The 16,371-nt window shown below is 36.8% G+C and carries 19 protein-coding genes and 2 riboswitches; of the genes, 7 read left to right on the top strand and 12 right to left on the bottom strand.

The genetic code is table 11. From position 1 onward, the window contains the following. Positions 1-34 precede the first annotated feature (34 nt). The 9 genes from bioF to ACXAFV_RS15825 form a co-directional block, all read right to left on the bottom strand. Positions 35-1,204 (bottom strand): 8-amino-7-oxononanoate synthase, encoded by a 1,170-nt coding sequence (gene bioF, locus ACXAFV_RS15865; RefSeq protein WP_475127892.1) that lies wholly within the window; start codon positions 1,202-1,204, stop codon positions 35-37. After that, positions 1,194-1,328, bottom strand: coding sequence for a hypothetical protein (locus ACXAFV_RS15860; protein WP_475127890.1), 135 nt, complete (start codon positions 1,326-1,328; stop codon positions 1,194-1,196). Before ACXAFV_RS15860 ends, bioF begins: the two co-directional genes overlap by 11 nt. Further along, positions 1,309-2,091, bottom strand: coding sequence for a 6-carboxyhexanoate--CoA ligase (gene bioW / locus ACXAFV_RS15855; protein ID WP_475127888.1), 783 nt, complete (start codon positions 2,089-2,091; stop codon positions 1,309-1,311). The genes ACXAFV_RS15860 and bioW overlap by 20 nt, the downstream gene beginning before the upstream one ends. A 329-nt stretch (positions 2,092-2,420) precedes the next feature. Beyond that, positions 2,421-3,014 (bottom strand): DUF1062 domain-containing protein, encoded by a 594-nt coding sequence (locus tag ACXAFV_RS15850; protein WP_475127887.1) that lies wholly within the window; start codon positions 3,012-3,014, stop codon positions 2,421-2,423. 352 nt (positions 3,015-3,366) lie between these two features. Next, positions 3,367-3,834: a GNAT family N-acetyltransferase gene (locus tag ACXAFV_RS15845; protein ID WP_475127886.1), complete on the bottom strand. Its 468-nt coding sequence runs from the start codon at positions 3,832-3,834 to the stop codon at positions 3,367-3,369. A 193-nt stretch (positions 3,835-4,027) separates the two neighbouring features. After that, the gene (locus tag ACXAFV_RS15840) at positions 4,028-4,582 is read right to left on the bottom strand and encodes a GNAT family N-acetyltransferase (protein ID WP_475127885.1); all 555 of its coding nucleotides are present in this window, start codon (positions 4,580-4,582) and stop codon (positions 4,028-4,030) included. A 635-nt stretch (positions 4,583-5,217) separates the two neighbouring features. Further along, entirely contained in the window at positions 5,218-5,889 is a 672-nt protein-coding gene (locus ACXAFV_RS15835) for a 5'-methylthioadenosine/S-adenosylhomocysteine nucleosidase family protein (RefSeq protein WP_475127884.1), read from the bottom strand. Between the two features lie 272 nt (positions 5,890-6,161). Continuing rightward, positions 6,162-6,599, bottom strand: a complete 438-nt coding sequence (locus ACXAFV_RS15830; RefSeq protein ID WP_475127883.1) for a VOC family protein — start codon at positions 6,597-6,599, stop codon at positions 6,162-6,164. Between the two features lie 314 nt (positions 6,600-6,913). Next, positions 6,914-7,486 carry a GNAT family N-acetyltransferase gene (locus ACXAFV_RS15825; RefSeq protein WP_475127881.1) on the bottom strand — a complete coding sequence of 191 codons (573 nt, stop codon included), beginning with the start codon at positions 7,484-7,486 and terminating at the stop codon, positions 6,914-6,916. Between the two features lie 382 nt (positions 7,487-7,868). After that, positions 7,869-7,966, top strand: a riboswitch (guanidine-I (ykkC/yxkD leader). 68 nt (positions 7,967-8,034) lie between these two features. Between ACXAFV_RS15825 and ACXAFV_RS15820 the strand changes: the two genes are divergently transcribed. Together ACXAFV_RS15820 and ACXAFV_RS15815 are read left to right on the top strand one after the other, a co-directional pair. Further along, complete coding sequence (locus ACXAFV_RS15820) at positions 8,035-8,376, top strand: DMT family transporter (protein WP_475127880.1); 342 nt, start codon at positions 8,035-8,037, stop codon at positions 8,374-8,376. Then, positions 8,376-8,690: a DMT family transporter gene (locus ACXAFV_RS15815; protein ID WP_475127879.1), complete on the top strand. Its 315-nt coding sequence runs from the start codon at positions 8,376-8,378 to the stop codon at positions 8,688-8,690. The genes ACXAFV_RS15820 and ACXAFV_RS15815 overlap by 1 nt, the downstream gene beginning before the upstream one ends. A gap of 185 nt (positions 8,691-8,875) precedes the next feature. Here the strand turns inward: ACXAFV_RS15815 and ACXAFV_RS15810 are convergent, their stop codons facing one another. Further along, positions 8,876-9,679 (bottom strand): MerR family transcriptional regulator, encoded by an 804-nt coding sequence (locus ACXAFV_RS15810; RefSeq protein WP_475127878.1) that lies wholly within the window; start codon positions 9,677-9,679, stop codon positions 8,876-8,878. A 168-nt stretch (positions 9,680-9,847) separates the two neighbouring features. On the opposite strand from ACXAFV_RS15810, the gene ACXAFV_RS15805 reads away from it, so the two are divergent. Then, positions 9,848-10,447: a YitT family protein gene (locus ACXAFV_RS15805; RefSeq protein ID WP_475127876.1), complete on the top strand. Its 600-nt coding sequence runs from the start codon at positions 9,848-9,850 to the stop codon at positions 10,445-10,447. A 628-nt stretch (positions 10,448-11,075) separates the two neighbouring features. On the opposite strand, the gene ACXAFV_RS15800 is transcribed toward ACXAFV_RS15805, so the two are convergent. Both ACXAFV_RS15800 and ACXAFV_RS15795 read right to left on the bottom strand, forming a co-directional pair. Beyond that, positions 11,076-11,594, bottom strand: coding sequence for a YfiT family bacillithiol transferase (locus tag ACXAFV_RS15800; protein WP_475127875.1), 519 nt, complete (start codon positions 11,592-11,594; stop codon positions 11,076-11,078). A gap of 130 nt (positions 11,595-11,724) precedes the next feature. Beyond that, complete coding sequence (locus ACXAFV_RS15795; protein WP_475127874.1) at positions 11,725-12,405, bottom strand: hypothetical protein; 681 nt, start codon at positions 12,403-12,405, stop codon at positions 11,725-11,727. 365 nt (positions 12,406-12,770) lie between these two features. Between ACXAFV_RS15795 and ACXAFV_RS15790 the strand changes: the two genes are divergently transcribed. From ACXAFV_RS15790 to ACXAFV_RS15775, 4 genes are all read left to right on the top strand, one after another. Continuing rightward, positions 12,771-12,950 carry a small acid-soluble spore protein H gene (locus ACXAFV_RS15790; protein WP_475127872.1) on the top strand — a complete coding sequence of 60 codons (180 nt, stop codon included), beginning with the start codon at positions 12,771-12,773 and terminating at the stop codon, positions 12,948-12,950. A 301-nt stretch (positions 12,951-13,251) separates the two neighbouring features. Further along, positions 13,252-13,366, top strand: a riboswitch (TPP riboswitch). A gap of 138 nt (positions 13,367-13,504) precedes the next feature. Further along, positions 13,505-15,289 carry a phosphomethylpyrimidine synthase ThiC gene (gene thiC, locus ACXAFV_RS15785; protein ID WP_475127871.1) on the top strand — a complete coding sequence of 595 codons (1,785 nt, stop codon included), beginning with the start codon at positions 13,505-13,507 and terminating at the stop codon, positions 15,287-15,289. 21 nt (positions 15,290-15,310) lie between these two features. Continuing rightward, entirely contained in the window at positions 15,311-15,478 is a 168-nt protein-coding gene (locus ACXAFV_RS15780) for a serine protease (RefSeq protein WP_475127869.1), read from the top strand. A gap of 255 nt (positions 15,479-15,733) precedes the next feature. Beyond that, positions 15,734-16,315, top strand: coding sequence for an LOG family protein (locus ACXAFV_RS15775; protein WP_475127867.1), 582 nt, complete (start codon positions 15,734-15,736; stop codon positions 16,313-16,315). Positions 16,316-16,371 lie beyond the last annotated feature (56 nt).

Genomic DNA, 16,371 nt, shown 5'->3' with positions numbered 1-16,371 from the left:
GCATCTGTGTCTGTTCCGGTGAAAAAAACCTTCATTAAATAATCTTCAACTCTCTACCAATCTCTTTAAAAGATGCAAGCATATGCTCAATTTGTGAATCATTATGAGCAGCAGTAACAGTGAGCCGTATACGACTTTCTCCTTCAGGAACAGTTGGTGGCCGAATCGCAGGCGCATAGATACCATATTCTTGGAGCATTTTTGAAAATCTAACAGACTTTGCTGCGTCACCAATTATCACAGGGATGATAGGTGTATCCTGTCCATATACGGTGAACCCCATTGCTTCCAATGAGCTTTTTATTATTTTTATCTGTCTGCGTAAACGTTCCCCTAACTCCAGGCTACTTTCAATGATATCCAATGCGGTACAGGCTGCTGCACAACTTACCGGAGGGAGAGAAGTTTGAAAAATAAACGTTCTACTATGATTGATCAAAAAATCAATCAACATTCTGGACCCCGTTACAAAACCGCCTTCAACTCCTATTGATTTACTTAACGTTCCAATGACTACATCCGGAGAAACTCCAAAACGTTCACTTGTTCCTCTTCCTCCTTCTCCTAAAACACCTGTAGCATGTGCATCATCTACAATCACATAAGCATCATATCGTTTAGATAGTTTCATGATTTCATCTAATGGGGCAATCGTTCCGTCCATACTAAAGACACCATCTGTGACAATAAATCTACGAGTATACGATTGTGTTTCCTTTAATTTTCCCTCAAGATCACTCATGTCAGAATGCTTGTAAATGACAGTTTCAGCTTTTGACAGTCGGCAGCCATCGATGATACTTGCATGATTAAGTTGATCGCTTAACAACACATGCCCTTTTTCCGGCAAGGATGAAAGAACACCAATGTTGGCTAAATACCCGCTTGAGAATAAAAGAGCAGCCTCCATTCTTTTAAAATTGGCAATCCTTTGCTCCAGCTTTTCATGCCATTCCGTATTTCCAGTTGTTAACCTGGATCCGCTGCTTCCAACTCCAAATTCCTGTAACGTGTTTAATGCCTGTTCAATCAGCATTGGATCATTCGCTAAGCCTAAATAGTTATTTGATGAAAAAACAATCTGTTGTGCACCATTCACTACCATGTTTGGCTGAGGTGCAGTGCTCATGGTCCTTAACTCTCGATATAAGCCAGCCTGTTTGGTCTTTTCGATCCTTTGGCTTAACCATTGTTCAATGCTCATTACCATTCATATCCTTTACTTTTATACCTTCACCACTTTCTATGATGAAAGGATTTTCATCATCATCCTTCATTTCTGTGAATCCTAAATATTTTTTGTTATTTTCAATCAGTTCTTGTCTCATGATCTTCCTCCCATTGAACGATGATTGGCTGCTCTTCTAAATAAGTCATATATGTATCGATAGTAGATAACGCATCCACAAAAAAGATACGGCATCCTCTCTCATCACCATAGTGTTTAAGCTGCGTTATCCGTTGATAACCTATGTGTTTACCAGCGACATATCCAGTAACGTAATTCGGATCATCTGACCAGCATAATTCTGCAATGGTTGATTCGTGATTACACACTTTCGTAGCAAGTACCAGCGCTTCCTTTAACCTCGGGTTAGCAGGGACAGCTTTTGATTCAGCCCACTTTTCAAAATTTCCCGTTTGCCAATCCATTCTGGAGACACGAACACCTTTATCTGTTCTCCCATCTATCCGCTCCCCCGTTTGAACATCAATCAGGATCGCTCCTCTGACTGCATATTCAGGGATTTGCTTATAGGCTTTTTCAATAATGCCTTCAGAGACACCCGTTTTCTTAAGAAGAGTTCTCGCCAGCTCTTGTCCTTCTTTCACTGTCGTTACTTCATTAGTCTGGACTGTCAGAGGATTCACTTGTTTAATAGATTGATTGACTATTTCACATTGAATTTGAAAAAAATCCGGTTTTCCTCTTGGGTGATTTAATGCTTTTTCCAGTAATGTGTTCACTGACATCTGTAAATCATTATAGGAAGAGAGTAGTTCACCACCGGAGATATGCTTCCCTCCATTTTCATGTGATTCCTTTTCTGAAGCCCGCATCCTTACACTATATATTTTACTCTGATCCATACATCTCTCCCCTAAACTTCGTTATAACTGGAACAATGTTCTTTCATTCATAAAGTGTGTCTGCTCCATCCCTTGTAAACCAAATAAAAATATTAGTTTACAATTAATCCATAGAATTGTTAACCTTTAATTTAAATAAGTTAACAATTAAGGGTGTATTAAAAGGAGGAAGAGGGGCAATGTTGCTTTAATGACCACGAAAACATATACACCCATTGAAAAAAGACGATCATGTCTGATGATCGCCTTCTTCACTCTTGCTCCCGATTGTTCCAAAAAAAAGGGGCTACCCCCCTTTTCAGAATAGCCTTAACAATCATAATGGTCTACTATGCCAATGCATCAACGTTGTACCAATCACCTTTGACTGTAATGTGTAAATGATCGATAACTTTGCTCTTTATCTTGATGTTTGGATTTAGAAAGATAGTTCCATCCTGATACAATTTATTTACTTTTGACCTTGAAATGCCAAGGATTTCTGCTAGCAGCTTATCTATTCTAAGACCAAAATCATATTTACAGCAAAGTCTAATTGTAACCTCGTCAGGTAATGAATCGAGCTTTTCTTTTCTTACCTCATATCGTATATTTGTATTTACATCATTACACAGTTTTCTTAATTTGTTGATTTGAAAAGCATAGTACCAGATTGTCTCTTTATCATTATTCATAAATTTTTGAATGAGCTTAGAGTCAATTTTATTAATACTTACTCTCGATATAATGGGGTAATTCCAAGTTCCCTCACAATGGATACAGTTATAAATAAGCCAAATATCAACTATTTTCTGATTCGCATTTACCCTGAATTTCTCACTGCAATAAAATTCTGTGTTCGTTTTGCATTTACTGCAATTTCGTTTTATATAAGGTGTTTCCTGAGCAATGATCTCATACGTGAATAAATGATTTAAACTCATACACCAGTTCCTCCTATTTATTCAGAGGAACGCAAAAAACGGTTGAGTGGAGAAAGATTTCCCATAATAAAAAACGGAATACCAAATAGGTATCCCGCCGGAATTTAAACAACTGATGATCCTGCGTTCCCTGTAATGGTTAAAAATAGGCACACCTCTCCCGTCGTTGAACAATGATGTTCAAAAAAAGAAATGTACTATTAAGTTGCTTAACCATTACAAGTAAGTTGGCAAAACCAATTCCACCTTCCGTATTTCTCCTGTACACTTAGAATACCATTATTATGAAATAATTACCATTGTTTTATGATCATCAGGAATATTAATGTTGGTCATAATTATTATCCATTATTTAAATGTTTATCGAATAAGTTGGCTCTCCATATGTTAGAGTATGCTCATCAATAAATCCAAGTTTTAAATAAAACAACTTGCCAGCATCGTTTTTCGGATGCACGGTTAAACGGAGTCGATTGCAAGAAGGATGAGTATGTTTAAGGTGTTTCATTAACTCTTTTATCGATTCAGAACCATATCCGATTCTTTGAAAGCTCTTATCGATAAAAAAATGAAAAAGCCAATAGTCTTCTTTACTATCAGGTGTATAATGCAGATTGAAGAAGCCAATCATTTTGTCTCGATCGTAAATTCCATATGGTTCGACTGTTTTACCATCTGGTTTGATATAAGCTTTAGCGAGAGCAATTGCAACAGGCGGTGTAACTGCTGCAATAAATTTTTGCTGTTCAACATATACTGAAAGTCCCAAAGCTTCCCGCCAGTTATCCGAATCGATCTTTCTCAGCTCTACCTTATCCATTGTGCACCTCACATTCCCATTTTCTTCATATCAACAAACATTGGTTTCTTGATTCCGTACATTATTTTTTTCAAAAAAATTTGTACAACAATCTTGTCCTTTACATAAAGTAAGAGCACATTCTTGCTCCAGAAATGCGCCCGATATTGTACTCAAAAGTATTTCCAGCATTGATATTGCGAGGTCCATGACTTCATTGATTCTGGTGAGTTTTATTGGAATTGTCTCCTATATACTTCTCCATGCGGATATCAGACCACATTTTATCTTGCCAATAAGTGAAATCTTCGATAATGCCAATTTCCTCATAGCCCAGCTTCTGATACAGCTTATGTGCCTGCATGTTAAATTCAAAAACACCCAGTTCAATACGTTTAAGACCTTGCTTCTTAATCTGTTCCTCTAAATATTGTATCGCCGCATAACCAATCCCTTTCCCCCTGCCTTCGTGCTCTCCAATCGTAATCCCTATCCAGGCTGTTCCATACTCTTTTTTGTAAAGATGGTTCGGATCGACCATATAGTTCATTTCACCGATCAACTGATCGTCCAGATAAATCAAGTAGATTTGTAGATTTTCCAGGCGTTCTGTTAAGCTTTCAAGAGTAAGGATCCTCTGCTGTTCCAATTCTGACTTGTTTTGGTTAGGGCGAGTCATCGGTATCAAAGAGGGATCATTTTCCCACCGATTAAACACGTCTACAAGTGGTAAGGTAGGTTCAGTTAATTTAATGAAATTAGTATTCATTTGGGCCTCCTATTTTTAATAACAATTATTTCAAATATTATGATTTTGGGCAATGTTCTTGTTCAAGTAAAATGGCCACTAATTGAACATAATTTCAATCACTTTCGTACCCAAACCAACTGTTTCAGGTCACCATCTCCCTCCTACGCCGTCAGCGTATCCATCATTTGAGCCCGGTACGAAGCTGATTAATAGAAGAAGACATATAGAAGGGCAAATCCCATGTGCTGGAACCTGCACTTTTTAATGGTTTAATCTTGGCTGCTGATAAACATTTGATTGTATTCCAGGCTTACGTCTCGTATTACGTCTGAAAACCCTAACCTTTTTGTGGTGAAAATGCGTTTGCTAACGGGTTATGATCCATTTTCGGAATTTATGATCCATTCGACAAAAAATACGCGCCGTTATCTGCATTTATGTTCCATTTCAGAAAAATACGATCCATTTTCAAAATATATGATCCTATGATAATCATTCTAAACTGGGAGCTTTGTTCATTTGAATTCCCATGAATGATCAAAGAGTATTCATTAAACATAGAGATAGTAAGGCGGAGATACAAGAAAAAGGGGTTTATATCTGTTCCTCTTTCACAAACATCAATATCTCAAATGGTCTAACTTTAAATTTATTTATATAAATCTCTTTAAATATTCGCCAAATATTTTGTTCATCACTTTGGGTGTGTTTTCTAAATAAACATTAATTTGTTCAATGTTTGATTCGAATTTATCAGAGTTTCTTTCATCTGTTGGAAAATCAGATATTCCTTTAATGATAATACATTCAACATCATTCTTCTTACAGATATAAGCAATTGCACCCGCTTCTGTATCGGCTATTGTTATTTGGTTTTCTTTAAGTTCTAAATAGTCCTTCCACATAACTACTGCTTTATCAGCGGTGCCAATTGTTCCAGTATAAAAATCATTTCCATATTTTGATAGATCAATATCGACTATGAAGGATTGTTTAATAAGAGGCTCGATTTCTTTTACTGTGCAATCATATTGAACGGCTTCATCGGGTACAAAAATATCCAAATTACTGAACTTATCATCTATTCCTGCACAGGTTCCAGCAACGATTACTTTAGTTAAATTAAATTTAGAAATCATATACTGATTACCACCAACACCATTTACTTTTCTAACACCGGTACTATAAAAAACAAGTTCGGTATCATTAATAGTTCTTATGAAATACTCGCCATAAGGATAACGGATACGTTCATTATCTTTTATGCCGAAATATTCCAATGTCGCTTCATATTCCCACTTCGTTGCTATACTTATTCCTATCATCGACTTATCACCTTACAAATATAATTTGTCACTATTGAATGTCTATACACGGTCTGAATTTCATTTTTATCACTATCCTTCTTTACTCTGTTCATCTGCAATTCGTTATTAATATGTAATTATCTTTTTTTACTAACCTTCCCTTTAATGGAATATCCATTATTTACAATTTTATCACACAATTCCTTACAAGAGGCTCATCTCCTCAAGAACAGATTATGAATTGATAAGTCATTTAGAGATCTAAATCATTTAAAGTCCGCATTCAAAATTTATCTAATTTTCTCCGCCAACTCTAAAATAATTCCCTCCGGACCACGGACGTAGCATAACTTATAACTTTCTTCATATTGCTGTATCTCACTAAAGATATCCGTGCCATTCTCTTTAAATTTTGCAACAATAGCTTCAATATCTTCAACAGCAAAGCAAATATGTCGGATACCCAGCGTATTTGCAAGTGGTTGCTGACTATCTTTTTCATCTGACGGTGTATAAAATTTGACTAGTTCTATCCAGGCCTGACCATCTGGCATCCCCAATCCTACACATGCCGTTTTAACACCATTAAGCCCAACTATTCTGTCCAACTGTTCTCCTTCCAATTCCCATTCCGCTTGCACTTCAAGTCCTAAATCAAGAAAAAACGCTTTAGCCTCCTCAAGATCATGTACGTTTATACTCACATGATCCATTCTATTAATTTTCATATCTTATACCTCCAATGTTTCTGTTATTTTCAAGTGGATATATTAATCAGTTCAAATTATACAAATAAAATGCATTTTTATCTTAGTCGTTTAGTCTTTCAAATGAAACTGTTGGAAGCTTTGAAAAAGTATCAGCTAGATAAAAGATAAGATCGAAGGGTTCTCTCCTCTTAAAATCTTTTATTGAAAGTCCGATTTGGACGTTCAATTGATTGTTCCGTTAAAGCCCTCGATTGTTGAAGATCTGCCGAATCTATTTACTCCGTTAAACCCCCCTATAATCCTTATTGATTTGTTTTAATTGAAATCCTCTTTCACAACGTTTGCTTTATTATTGAATAAATACAAGTGTCAGTTAGCTTGCTGCCATCTGCGGATAAATCATCATTTCTTAAGATTCCTTCTAATTCAAAACCTAGTTTTTCTGGGATCGAACGACTTTTATTGTTTGTTGATTCACATCTTATTTCAATCCTTCTAAAATTGAGTTGCTGTAAGCCAAAGTTAGTTAACTCACTTACTGCTTCTGTCATATATCCATTGCCACTGAATTGCGAATTAATCCAGTATCCAATTTCACATTTGGGAATCTTCCAATTAATTCTGTGAAGGCTGGCAGTCCCAATAAAATCATTCGTATCCTTATGAAAGATAAGATAACGAAAGCTTTCTCTTTTCAAAAAATCTATATGGGCGTTTCTCAGGAGAATTTCTGTTTCTTCAACAGTAGGAATTTCCTGGAATAAAAGCAACCATTGCTTTAGCTCATTAATTGAATCCTTAATAGCTTGGTGTACTACATCCCCTTCACCAGCTTGTTGTGGTGCTCGAAGAATTAGTCGATCTGTTTCTATTTGTAACGGAACATCGATTAAAATAGGATCCATATCATTTCCCCTCTCTAAAACTTTACATTAAGATCTAATGAAACATATATATTTAAAAAACGTTCACTCCTTTTTTATCATTAACCCCAGTTTAGATTCATTTAATTTTCTGTTTAATGTAATTCAACAAAAAAGTAGGTTAATCCTCCAAGGGATCAATGTACTTATACTTGTTATTAAATTCCCCTTCTCTGAAAATTTAAAGATGAACCAATTAATTACCTGCTTTATTCCAGAAAATGGCCCATTAATGGAATAAAAAAATTCCTCCTGCAGATGATACAACGATATAATGAAATCACACCAACTACTTAAAAATGAGAAATAAATTTATCCTTGAACAGATCATGAAAGTGTGTATAATTTGTATTAATCGTATAAGGTAAATGTTTTCTAGGGTTCCGCAACTTACGTGTTGGTCTGGTCCGAGAGAAAACTCACAGCTTTGCTGTGTCACGGAGGGATAAAAGCCCGGGAGGAACTGTTCAACAGTTATCTCCCGGGCTTTTTTTGTTTTTTGGTTAGAATAAGATTGGAGGTGTATTCGAATGAATACAAACTGGATGAAAGTATTTATTGCAGCTCTATTTGAAGTATTTTGGGTTATAGGATTAAAACACGCAGATGACGTATGGACATGGACTGGAACAGTAATCGCGATCATCATCAGTTTTTATTTAATGATTATGGCTGGAAAAGAACTACCCGTAGGTACTGTGTACGCAGTATTTGTTGGATTGGGAACAGCCGGCACTGTCTTTTCTGAAATCTTATTATTTGGAGAGCCATTTAAAATAAGCAAAATACTTCTCATTTTACTTTTGTTAGCAGGTGTAATCGGGTTGAAATTAGTTACGAAGGATTCTGTCCAGGAAGGAGAAGGATCATAATGGCGTGGATTTCCTTAATTTTAGCTGGGTTATTTGAAATGTTTGGAGTGACAATGATCAATAAACTTCATAAGGACCGAAACGTGCAATCAATGATTTACTTGATCGTTGGATTTGGAGCAAGCTTTCTATTCCTTGCCTATGCCATGAAATCTTTGCCTATGGGGACAGCTTATGCAATATGGACAGGAATTGGCGCTTCTGGCGGCGCAATAGTAGGTATGCTTCTTTATGGAGAACCAAAAGATTGGAGAAGGCTTGTCTTCATTGCTATGGTTTTAGGATCCGCAATCGGATTAAAACTTGTATCTTAAGCTTAATTGTCATTTCTATTTGATGATCATTTTATAAATATCTTCAATAAATATAGTATAGAAACTCTTCAAAAATTGTATTCTTCATTTGCCGGACCATAATTCCCAAGTATTTTGATCCAGGCAAACGTCTGATATTTCAACATTCTTAAAAAGCTGTTAAGAAGGAACGTGTTTTAAACGATTTATTTAATTCTAACTTGAATTTCAGTCAGGAATTCTTGACTGCGCATCGTATCCCGATTATCAATTTCATATATCTCGAAAGGGTCACCTAATAATTGGTGGCCTTTCTCTTTAGCATAGGTAATCAAATCAAGGGTTCTATCATAGCTTTGGCGGTAATCACCCCGGTAGTAGAGAGAAATGTAAGTTCCTTCTGGAAGGATGAAGTCATACTCAATTTCCTCATGATCCAAAATAAAAAAGACGGAATTAAATACATCCCTCACACCTTTATGAAGATCTTCAATAGACACAGATGCGCCATAAAGCTGATTTCCAAAATCCTGAATTTTACTCTCATGTTTTTGATGCAATTTTTTGATAGCAAAATCCATTTCTTCATCTCTGGTAATACGTGTATTCAGCTGCAAACAAGGTCGGGCCGGAAGGGATTTCAATGTGAATACATCTGTCTTTATTTGTGAAGCAGATGATAGGATCTGTATTCTATCTTGAATTTTTCTTTGAGTGTTTTGAAGTTTAGCGAGTTGTATTTCTATAAGCTCCTGCTCTTTATGTAATAAACCAAGCGTATTCTCAATGCTCTGATGATCCAAATATTCCTTAATTTGTTTCATGGAGAAATCTAATTGGCGTAAATCTCTGATTATATTTAGTTTGTATATATCATGAAGACCATATAGTCTATATCCGTTCGTATCCCGCCGCGGAACTAATACACCTATTTTTTCGTAATATCGCAGGGAATCGACACCGATACCGTAAAGTTTAGATATTTCATTGATTTTATAATAATTTTTCATAAATACTCCTATTTTCAGACTAAAAAAGATTTGACCTTAGTATTGTACCAGGGTTTAGCATAAATGACAGGCGATAACTTGGTCTCAAAATGAAAGGTCTGATTTTTTATGTTTTTTACCAATTTAATCAATGCAAATAGAAGGTTATTTACTCCAAGGAAATTAGCTATGATTTTACTTGGGACTGCCTTCATCTCTTTTGGATTGTATAACATTCATCAACAAACCAACATAACTGAAGGCGGGAACCTGGGATTATCACTGCTGCTCAATTATTGGTCGGGCATCTCAACGTCTTCTCTTTCTCTATTGCTTGATCTGACTGCTTATTTCCTGGCCTATAAGTATATGGGTAAGGACTTTATAAAGATGTCAGTAGTAGCTTCTATATCTTTAGCTGGATTTATGAGAATATGGGAACTGTTCCCGCCTCTGCTCCCTGATCTCTCTTCTACTCCATTTATTGCATCCGTTTTGGGTGGTATGTTTATTGGGCTGGGAGTTGGAATGGTCGTCAGGCAAGGAGGATCAAGTGGCGGTGATGACGCATTGGCACTCACAATTTCCAAACTTATACGCTGCAGGATTTCGGCAGCATATCTAGCAATGGATATTATCGTATTGTTATTATCACTATCCTATATTCCACTTCATCGTATTGTTTATTCATTCTTAACAGTCATTGTTTCATCTTTAATGATTGATTTGGTACAGAATGTGGGAAGTGAAGGAAAACGTTTGAATCATGAATCCCTGAATGAAGCTTGAAGGGTTGATTACAGGTATGCTTCCCGCTCTACCAGGGAATTTTGATATAGCAAATTAATGGAAGAAAATATATAGAAGGGCAGATTCCTCGAGTTAGAACCTGCCTTTTTAATGCTTTTATCTTGGCTGCTGATAAATATTTGATTGTTTTCTTGTCCCAGGTCTCGTTTTTCGCTTGAAAAGACTAGCTTTTTATGGTGGAACTGCGCTTGGTAACGGGTTATGATCCATTTTCGGAATTTATGATCCATTTCAGAGAAATACGATCCGTTTTCGAGATTTATGATCCATTTCAGAAAAATACGTTCCATTTTCAAAATATATGATCTTATGATAATCATTCTAAACTGGGAGCTTAATAATTTGAGATCCAGGGAATCTGTCCCGCCATCCCAATTCGGCTGCTTTCCATATCCCTTATTAGCACCCTTTACATTTGGTTATTTTTCATAGGCATACAATATAATTTCCATTCCAAGTCTAGGTAAAGGATGAATTCTATGAAACCAGCTTGTCAAAAAGTGAACTCAATAAGCTTTCTTCCACCAGCCTACTCGTCAATGAAGAACCACCGGGACAGGTACAGTGGCTCATCTTAAAATCGAGCCATGGTACCTGTCCCCTCGGTTCACCAGCCCTTACGATCACGCAGAGTAGTAATATGTGCGAGATGGTGTTTACCATGCCAAGCATAGATTCCTATATTTTTCCCTACTGAGACTTTACCTGTATCTGGATGAATGAAAGTCTTTTCCATTTCAGCAGGTGTTAGACTACGTAAAAGCGTAGTCCAGCGTTTGTGCAGTGTCTCGAGAAGTGAAAGTGAGGGATCAATTGGCATTTTATAATCAGGCAGTTCTGCCCATTTCACTTCGTCATATGGCTTAATGACAGGACTTTCTTCCGTAAGAACCCTTTTAAAACGCACGTAGGCATTCATATGACTATCTGCAAGGTGATGGATTACTTGTCGAACAGTCCACCCACCAGAACGATAAGATGTATCAAGCTGTTCCTCAGCTAAGTCATGAACAGCGTTTCGTAATAATCCTGGTAACTCTTCAATCTCATGGATCCAAACACTCGTAACACTGCTGGTAATTTCATCATCGAGTTGGAAAGAGCCGATTGGGTATTTCTTATCCATCACGATTCCCCCTATTAGACCTTTGGTTTTTGCGACTGAATAAATGAGTCGTTAAATAAGTTTACATCTCCCTTCATTCTTCTTACCTTAATACCTTTTTCACTTTCATCATTAATAATAGCCACTAAATCTACTCGTTGGTGTCTTCATCAATCACCATTTCATCGTTTATTTGCGTTATAACTGTTCCTTTAGGTAAGTTCGAAACAAATTTATCGAGGGAAGAATATTTCTCTTCGTTTGAATATAAATAAACCCCTGCTCCATCGTGAAAAATCGTTATAAAGGTCGTTTCTTCCTCTATTTTAAAGGTTGGAATTGACCGTTTTCTTTTTCTTCCCCATTCATTTACTTCCCCCAATACAAACGTTAAATTGTCGGAAAAAGAAATCGAATAAAACTCATTTTGAGAAGGCAGCCAATAGGTTTCATTGAGTAAAAGGGCTAAGGTATCCGAGTCCTTTACCGTTGCAGTAAAACAAGGTGGGTGATAAGTGTGCTTACCAAGGAAATCATAATAATTTCTTTTTTCATCAAGTGATTTCAACGTAAATTCAATGTTATTCTGATTCAAAAAAGCAATGTAATCCTCTTCTTGTTCATCGTAGACAATAAAGGTAACAAATAGGGGATACATATCCTGTTGACTTAAAAACTCCAATAAAAAGTTTTTATTATCCTCTATATAATCTTCTCCATGAGCACCAACAAAATAGGCAGTTTCCACTTCCCCATCGAGCCTTACATGATGCCCTGATTCATCTAAAAACTTTTTTGATACTCTTTCTTCTACAATCCATATTTCTGACATAGTTTTCTCCTAATTTCGTTAGTATTATCATTATTACGATTATAGTGATTTTATTAAAATAACCGGGCTTTTATTGCTCAACTATTCCTTTTTATGTTGCATAGACATTATTTTCAACATTTACAATGCCGCTTTTAACTATCTATTCCACAAAAAGAGGCGTAACCCTGCTTTAGGATTATGACCATAATCATTCAGTGGTTCTTCTGATCAATTGATCTTTTCTTGATATGGCAATGAGCTGCTGCCTTTTAAGCAAACTCAAAAACTTATTGAACATGGAAGATGTTTCAATTACAGCTAGTATATCTAAGGTAGTTGGAACAAATAGTATAACTATTAAAGTCAAAAAGGAGGTGGCTACAATGAATGCACAACGAGCACAAGAAATTGCTTCTTCGCTGATTATGGCTAATGTAACCTATAATGGAGAAGGAATTTACATTGAACACGTGGATGAACAAAATGGAACAGCTACAATCCATTCCCTTGCAAAACCAAATGATAAACAAAGTGTTTCCATAACAAGCTTATTTGAACAATGATTGATCAATTAATTCCCCTTAATAAGAGGCTGGGACAAAACTAAATCACTCAATTTAAATCAGAACTAATTTCGATTCTAATTAAAGAATTTCGAATGATTGTTCGAATGTTCCTTCGGCTAACTTTTGCCCCAGCCTCTATACAATTCTCCCTACCCACTCACCCTCCTCTTATCAAAAATAAAATAAATATCTCCTATTACAAAGCTCTTCCTCTTTTCCAATCTCATCCCTTAGCCTCATTTTCCAAATTTTCCTTTTAAAATAATGAAGTCTCTTGTATACTAAAATCAAATTGAATAGAAATAACTAGGGGAGTCCAATGAGTTGGGCTGAGAGAGAAACGCGTTGAAGTTTCTTGACTCTTGGGACCTGATCTGGTTCATACCAGCGTGGGGAAGTTAGAAGCGTCATTATAGTCATACTACTTCTGTATACATATTAGCCGGGTCCAACCATTTATTGGACACCGGCTTTTTTATGTACTTCATAAGCTCTCCACTTGTTGTGTTCTATATCTTGTCCTTACATTCATAAAAGGAGAGATTATGTCCATGTCAACATCTTCACTAAACGAACAAAACATTTCCATCATGTCTAATTTTTCAGGCAGCAAAAAAGTATATGTAACAGGCTCTAGACCTGACATGAAAGTTCCAATGCGTGAAATCGAGTTAAGTCCGACGACCGGTACGTTCGGAGAAGAGGAAAATCCTCCAGTACGCGTGTATGACACCAGCGGACCTTATACAGACCCTGATTATGATGTCGATATTACAAAAGGTCTTCCTGCCCTTCGCAGTTCATGGATTCAGGAACGCGGCGATGTTGAGGAATATGATGGCCGTGAAATCAGGCCTGAGGATAATGGTTATAAAGATGAAAACGATCCTCGTACGAATCATAACGTGTTTCCTGGTTTAAAACGGAAACCGTTACGGGCCAAAGAAGGGAAAAATGTTACACAACTTCATTATGCAAGAAAAGGAATTATCACACCTGAAATGGAATTTATCGCTATTCGAGAAAATATGAAACCTGAATTTGTTCGGGATGAAATTGCAAAAGGTCGTGCGATTATTCCTTCAAATATCAATCATCCAGAATCAGAGCCCATGATCATAGGCCGTAACTTTCATGTGAAAATTAACGCGAATATCGGAAACTCTGCTGTTTCATCTTCTATCCAAGAAGAAGTTGAAAAAATGACTTGGGCCACGCGCTGGGGTGCTGATAATATTATGGATTTATCGACAGGGAAAAATATTCATACAACACGCGAATGGATTATTCGTAACTCTGCGGTTCCTGTCGGTACTGTCCCAATCTATCAAGCACTTGAAAAAGTAAATGGTGTTGCTGAAGATCTTACCTGGGAGGTTTATCGTGATACCTTAATTGAACAGGCAGAGCAAGGTGTTGATTACTTCACCATTCATGCCGGTGTTCTTTTGCGATATGTCCCGTTAACAGCTAAACGTTTGACAGGTATTGTATCCCGCGGAGGGTCCATCATGGCACAGTGGTGTCTGCACCACCATAAAGAAAGTTTCTTATATACTCACTTTGAAGAAATCTGCGAAATCATGAAATCGTATGATATTGCATTTTCACTAGGCGATGGTTTACGTCCCGGATCTATTGCAGATGCAAACGATGAAGCACAGTTTGCAGAATTAGAGACTCTCGGGGAGCTAACAAAAATCGCTTGGGGGCATGATGTACAGGTCATGATTGAAGGACCTGGACATGTGCCGATGCACCTGATTAAAGAAAATATGGATAAACAATTGGAAGTATGTCAGGAAGCGCCATTCTATACACTTGGACCTCTTACGACTGATATTGCGCCAGGTTATGATCACATTACCTCTGCTATTGGAGCTGCAATGATTGGTTGGTATGGGACAGCGATGCTGTGTTATGTAACGCCGAAAGAGCATTTAGGTTTACCGAATAGAGATGATGTTCGTGTAGGGGTTGTCACGTATAAAATTGCAGCTCATGCTGCTGATTTGGCAAAAGGACATCCCGGGGCCCACAAGAGAGATGATGCCTTATCAAAAGCCCGCTTTGAATTCCGTTGGAGGGATCAGTTTAATTTATCTTTAGACCCTGAACGTGCAATCGAATATCATGATGAAACTTTACCTGCCGAAGGGGCAAAAACAGCGCATTTCTGTTCTATGTGCGGACCTAAATTTTGCAGTATGCGAATCTCTCAAGATATTCGTAATTATGCAAAAGAAAACAAACTTGATACAAAGGAAGCGATTGAAGCAGGTATGAAGGAAAAGGCTGAACAGTTTAAACGGTCTGGCGGTAACATATATCAGTAACTTTCTTAGGGGGTTATCAGGGTGAATGTCAAAAAAATAGAAGAGGAAATAAATCAACTAAAAACTCACCTTGCTCTTTTGGAGAAAAATTTAAAAGAGATCCAGCAAAATTGTGATCATCATTTTAAAGGAAATCAACATCATGAAAAATGTATCAAGTGTCATAAAGTAAATGTTTTATATTATTAAAAAAACCTGATAAAAAGTAAAGCTAAGAGATTCCAGAAGGAACCTTGCCTTAATTATTTTGTTGAGGCAAGGTTCTTTAACTTCTATATATAAGACATGTTTAAGAAGGCGTCCTTCTTTGTCATGCCAGAATGCGGACGATCAGCAGGTCAATTTTGGGATACAAATCGTCATTGTTTATTCAACGATCTGACCCATTTTATTAAATGAAAGTTTAATATAAACTATAATAGTGATGATTAAGGAGGGGATCGATTGAAAAAGGTAGCCGTATTTTGTGGATCGAGTAATGGAGCATCTGATGTCTATATCGAAGGTGCCAAAAAGCTTGGTAAAGAACTGGCTAAACGAAATATTGCTCTTGTTTATGGCGGAGCAAGTGTTGGAGTTATGGGGGCTGTTGCAGATTCAGTTTTAGAAGAAGGGGGACATGTAATTGGTGTTATGCCAAGTTTCCTTGAAAATAGAGAGATATCCCATAAAAACTTGTCAGAGTTGATCATTGTAGATTCGATGCATGAGAGGAAAGCAAAAATAGCAGACTTGGCAGATGGATTTATCGCTTTGCCTGGCGGTCCAGGGACTTTAGAAGAGTTCTTTGAGATTTTCACGTGGGCTCAATTAGGTCTTCATCATAAACCTTGTGGTCTCTTAAATATTAATCATTATTATGATCCACTTATTGCTTTATTTAATCATATGTCAGAAGAACAATTTCTACATGAAAAGTACCGTGATATGGCATTGGTTGATAGTGATCCGAAAGGGATACTTGATAAATTCAAGACATATGAACCACCAAGCGTAAAAACGTACATTACTGAAAAGCAGACCTGATCGTTAAAAACAGACCGAGTTATCTGTTTTCACTCTAATAATAGGGGCGGTTCCCG

This window comes from Rossellomorea sp. ABR4_012 (assembly GCF_056159545.1).
This window is presented reverse-complemented; position numbering and strand designations above follow the sequence as displayed.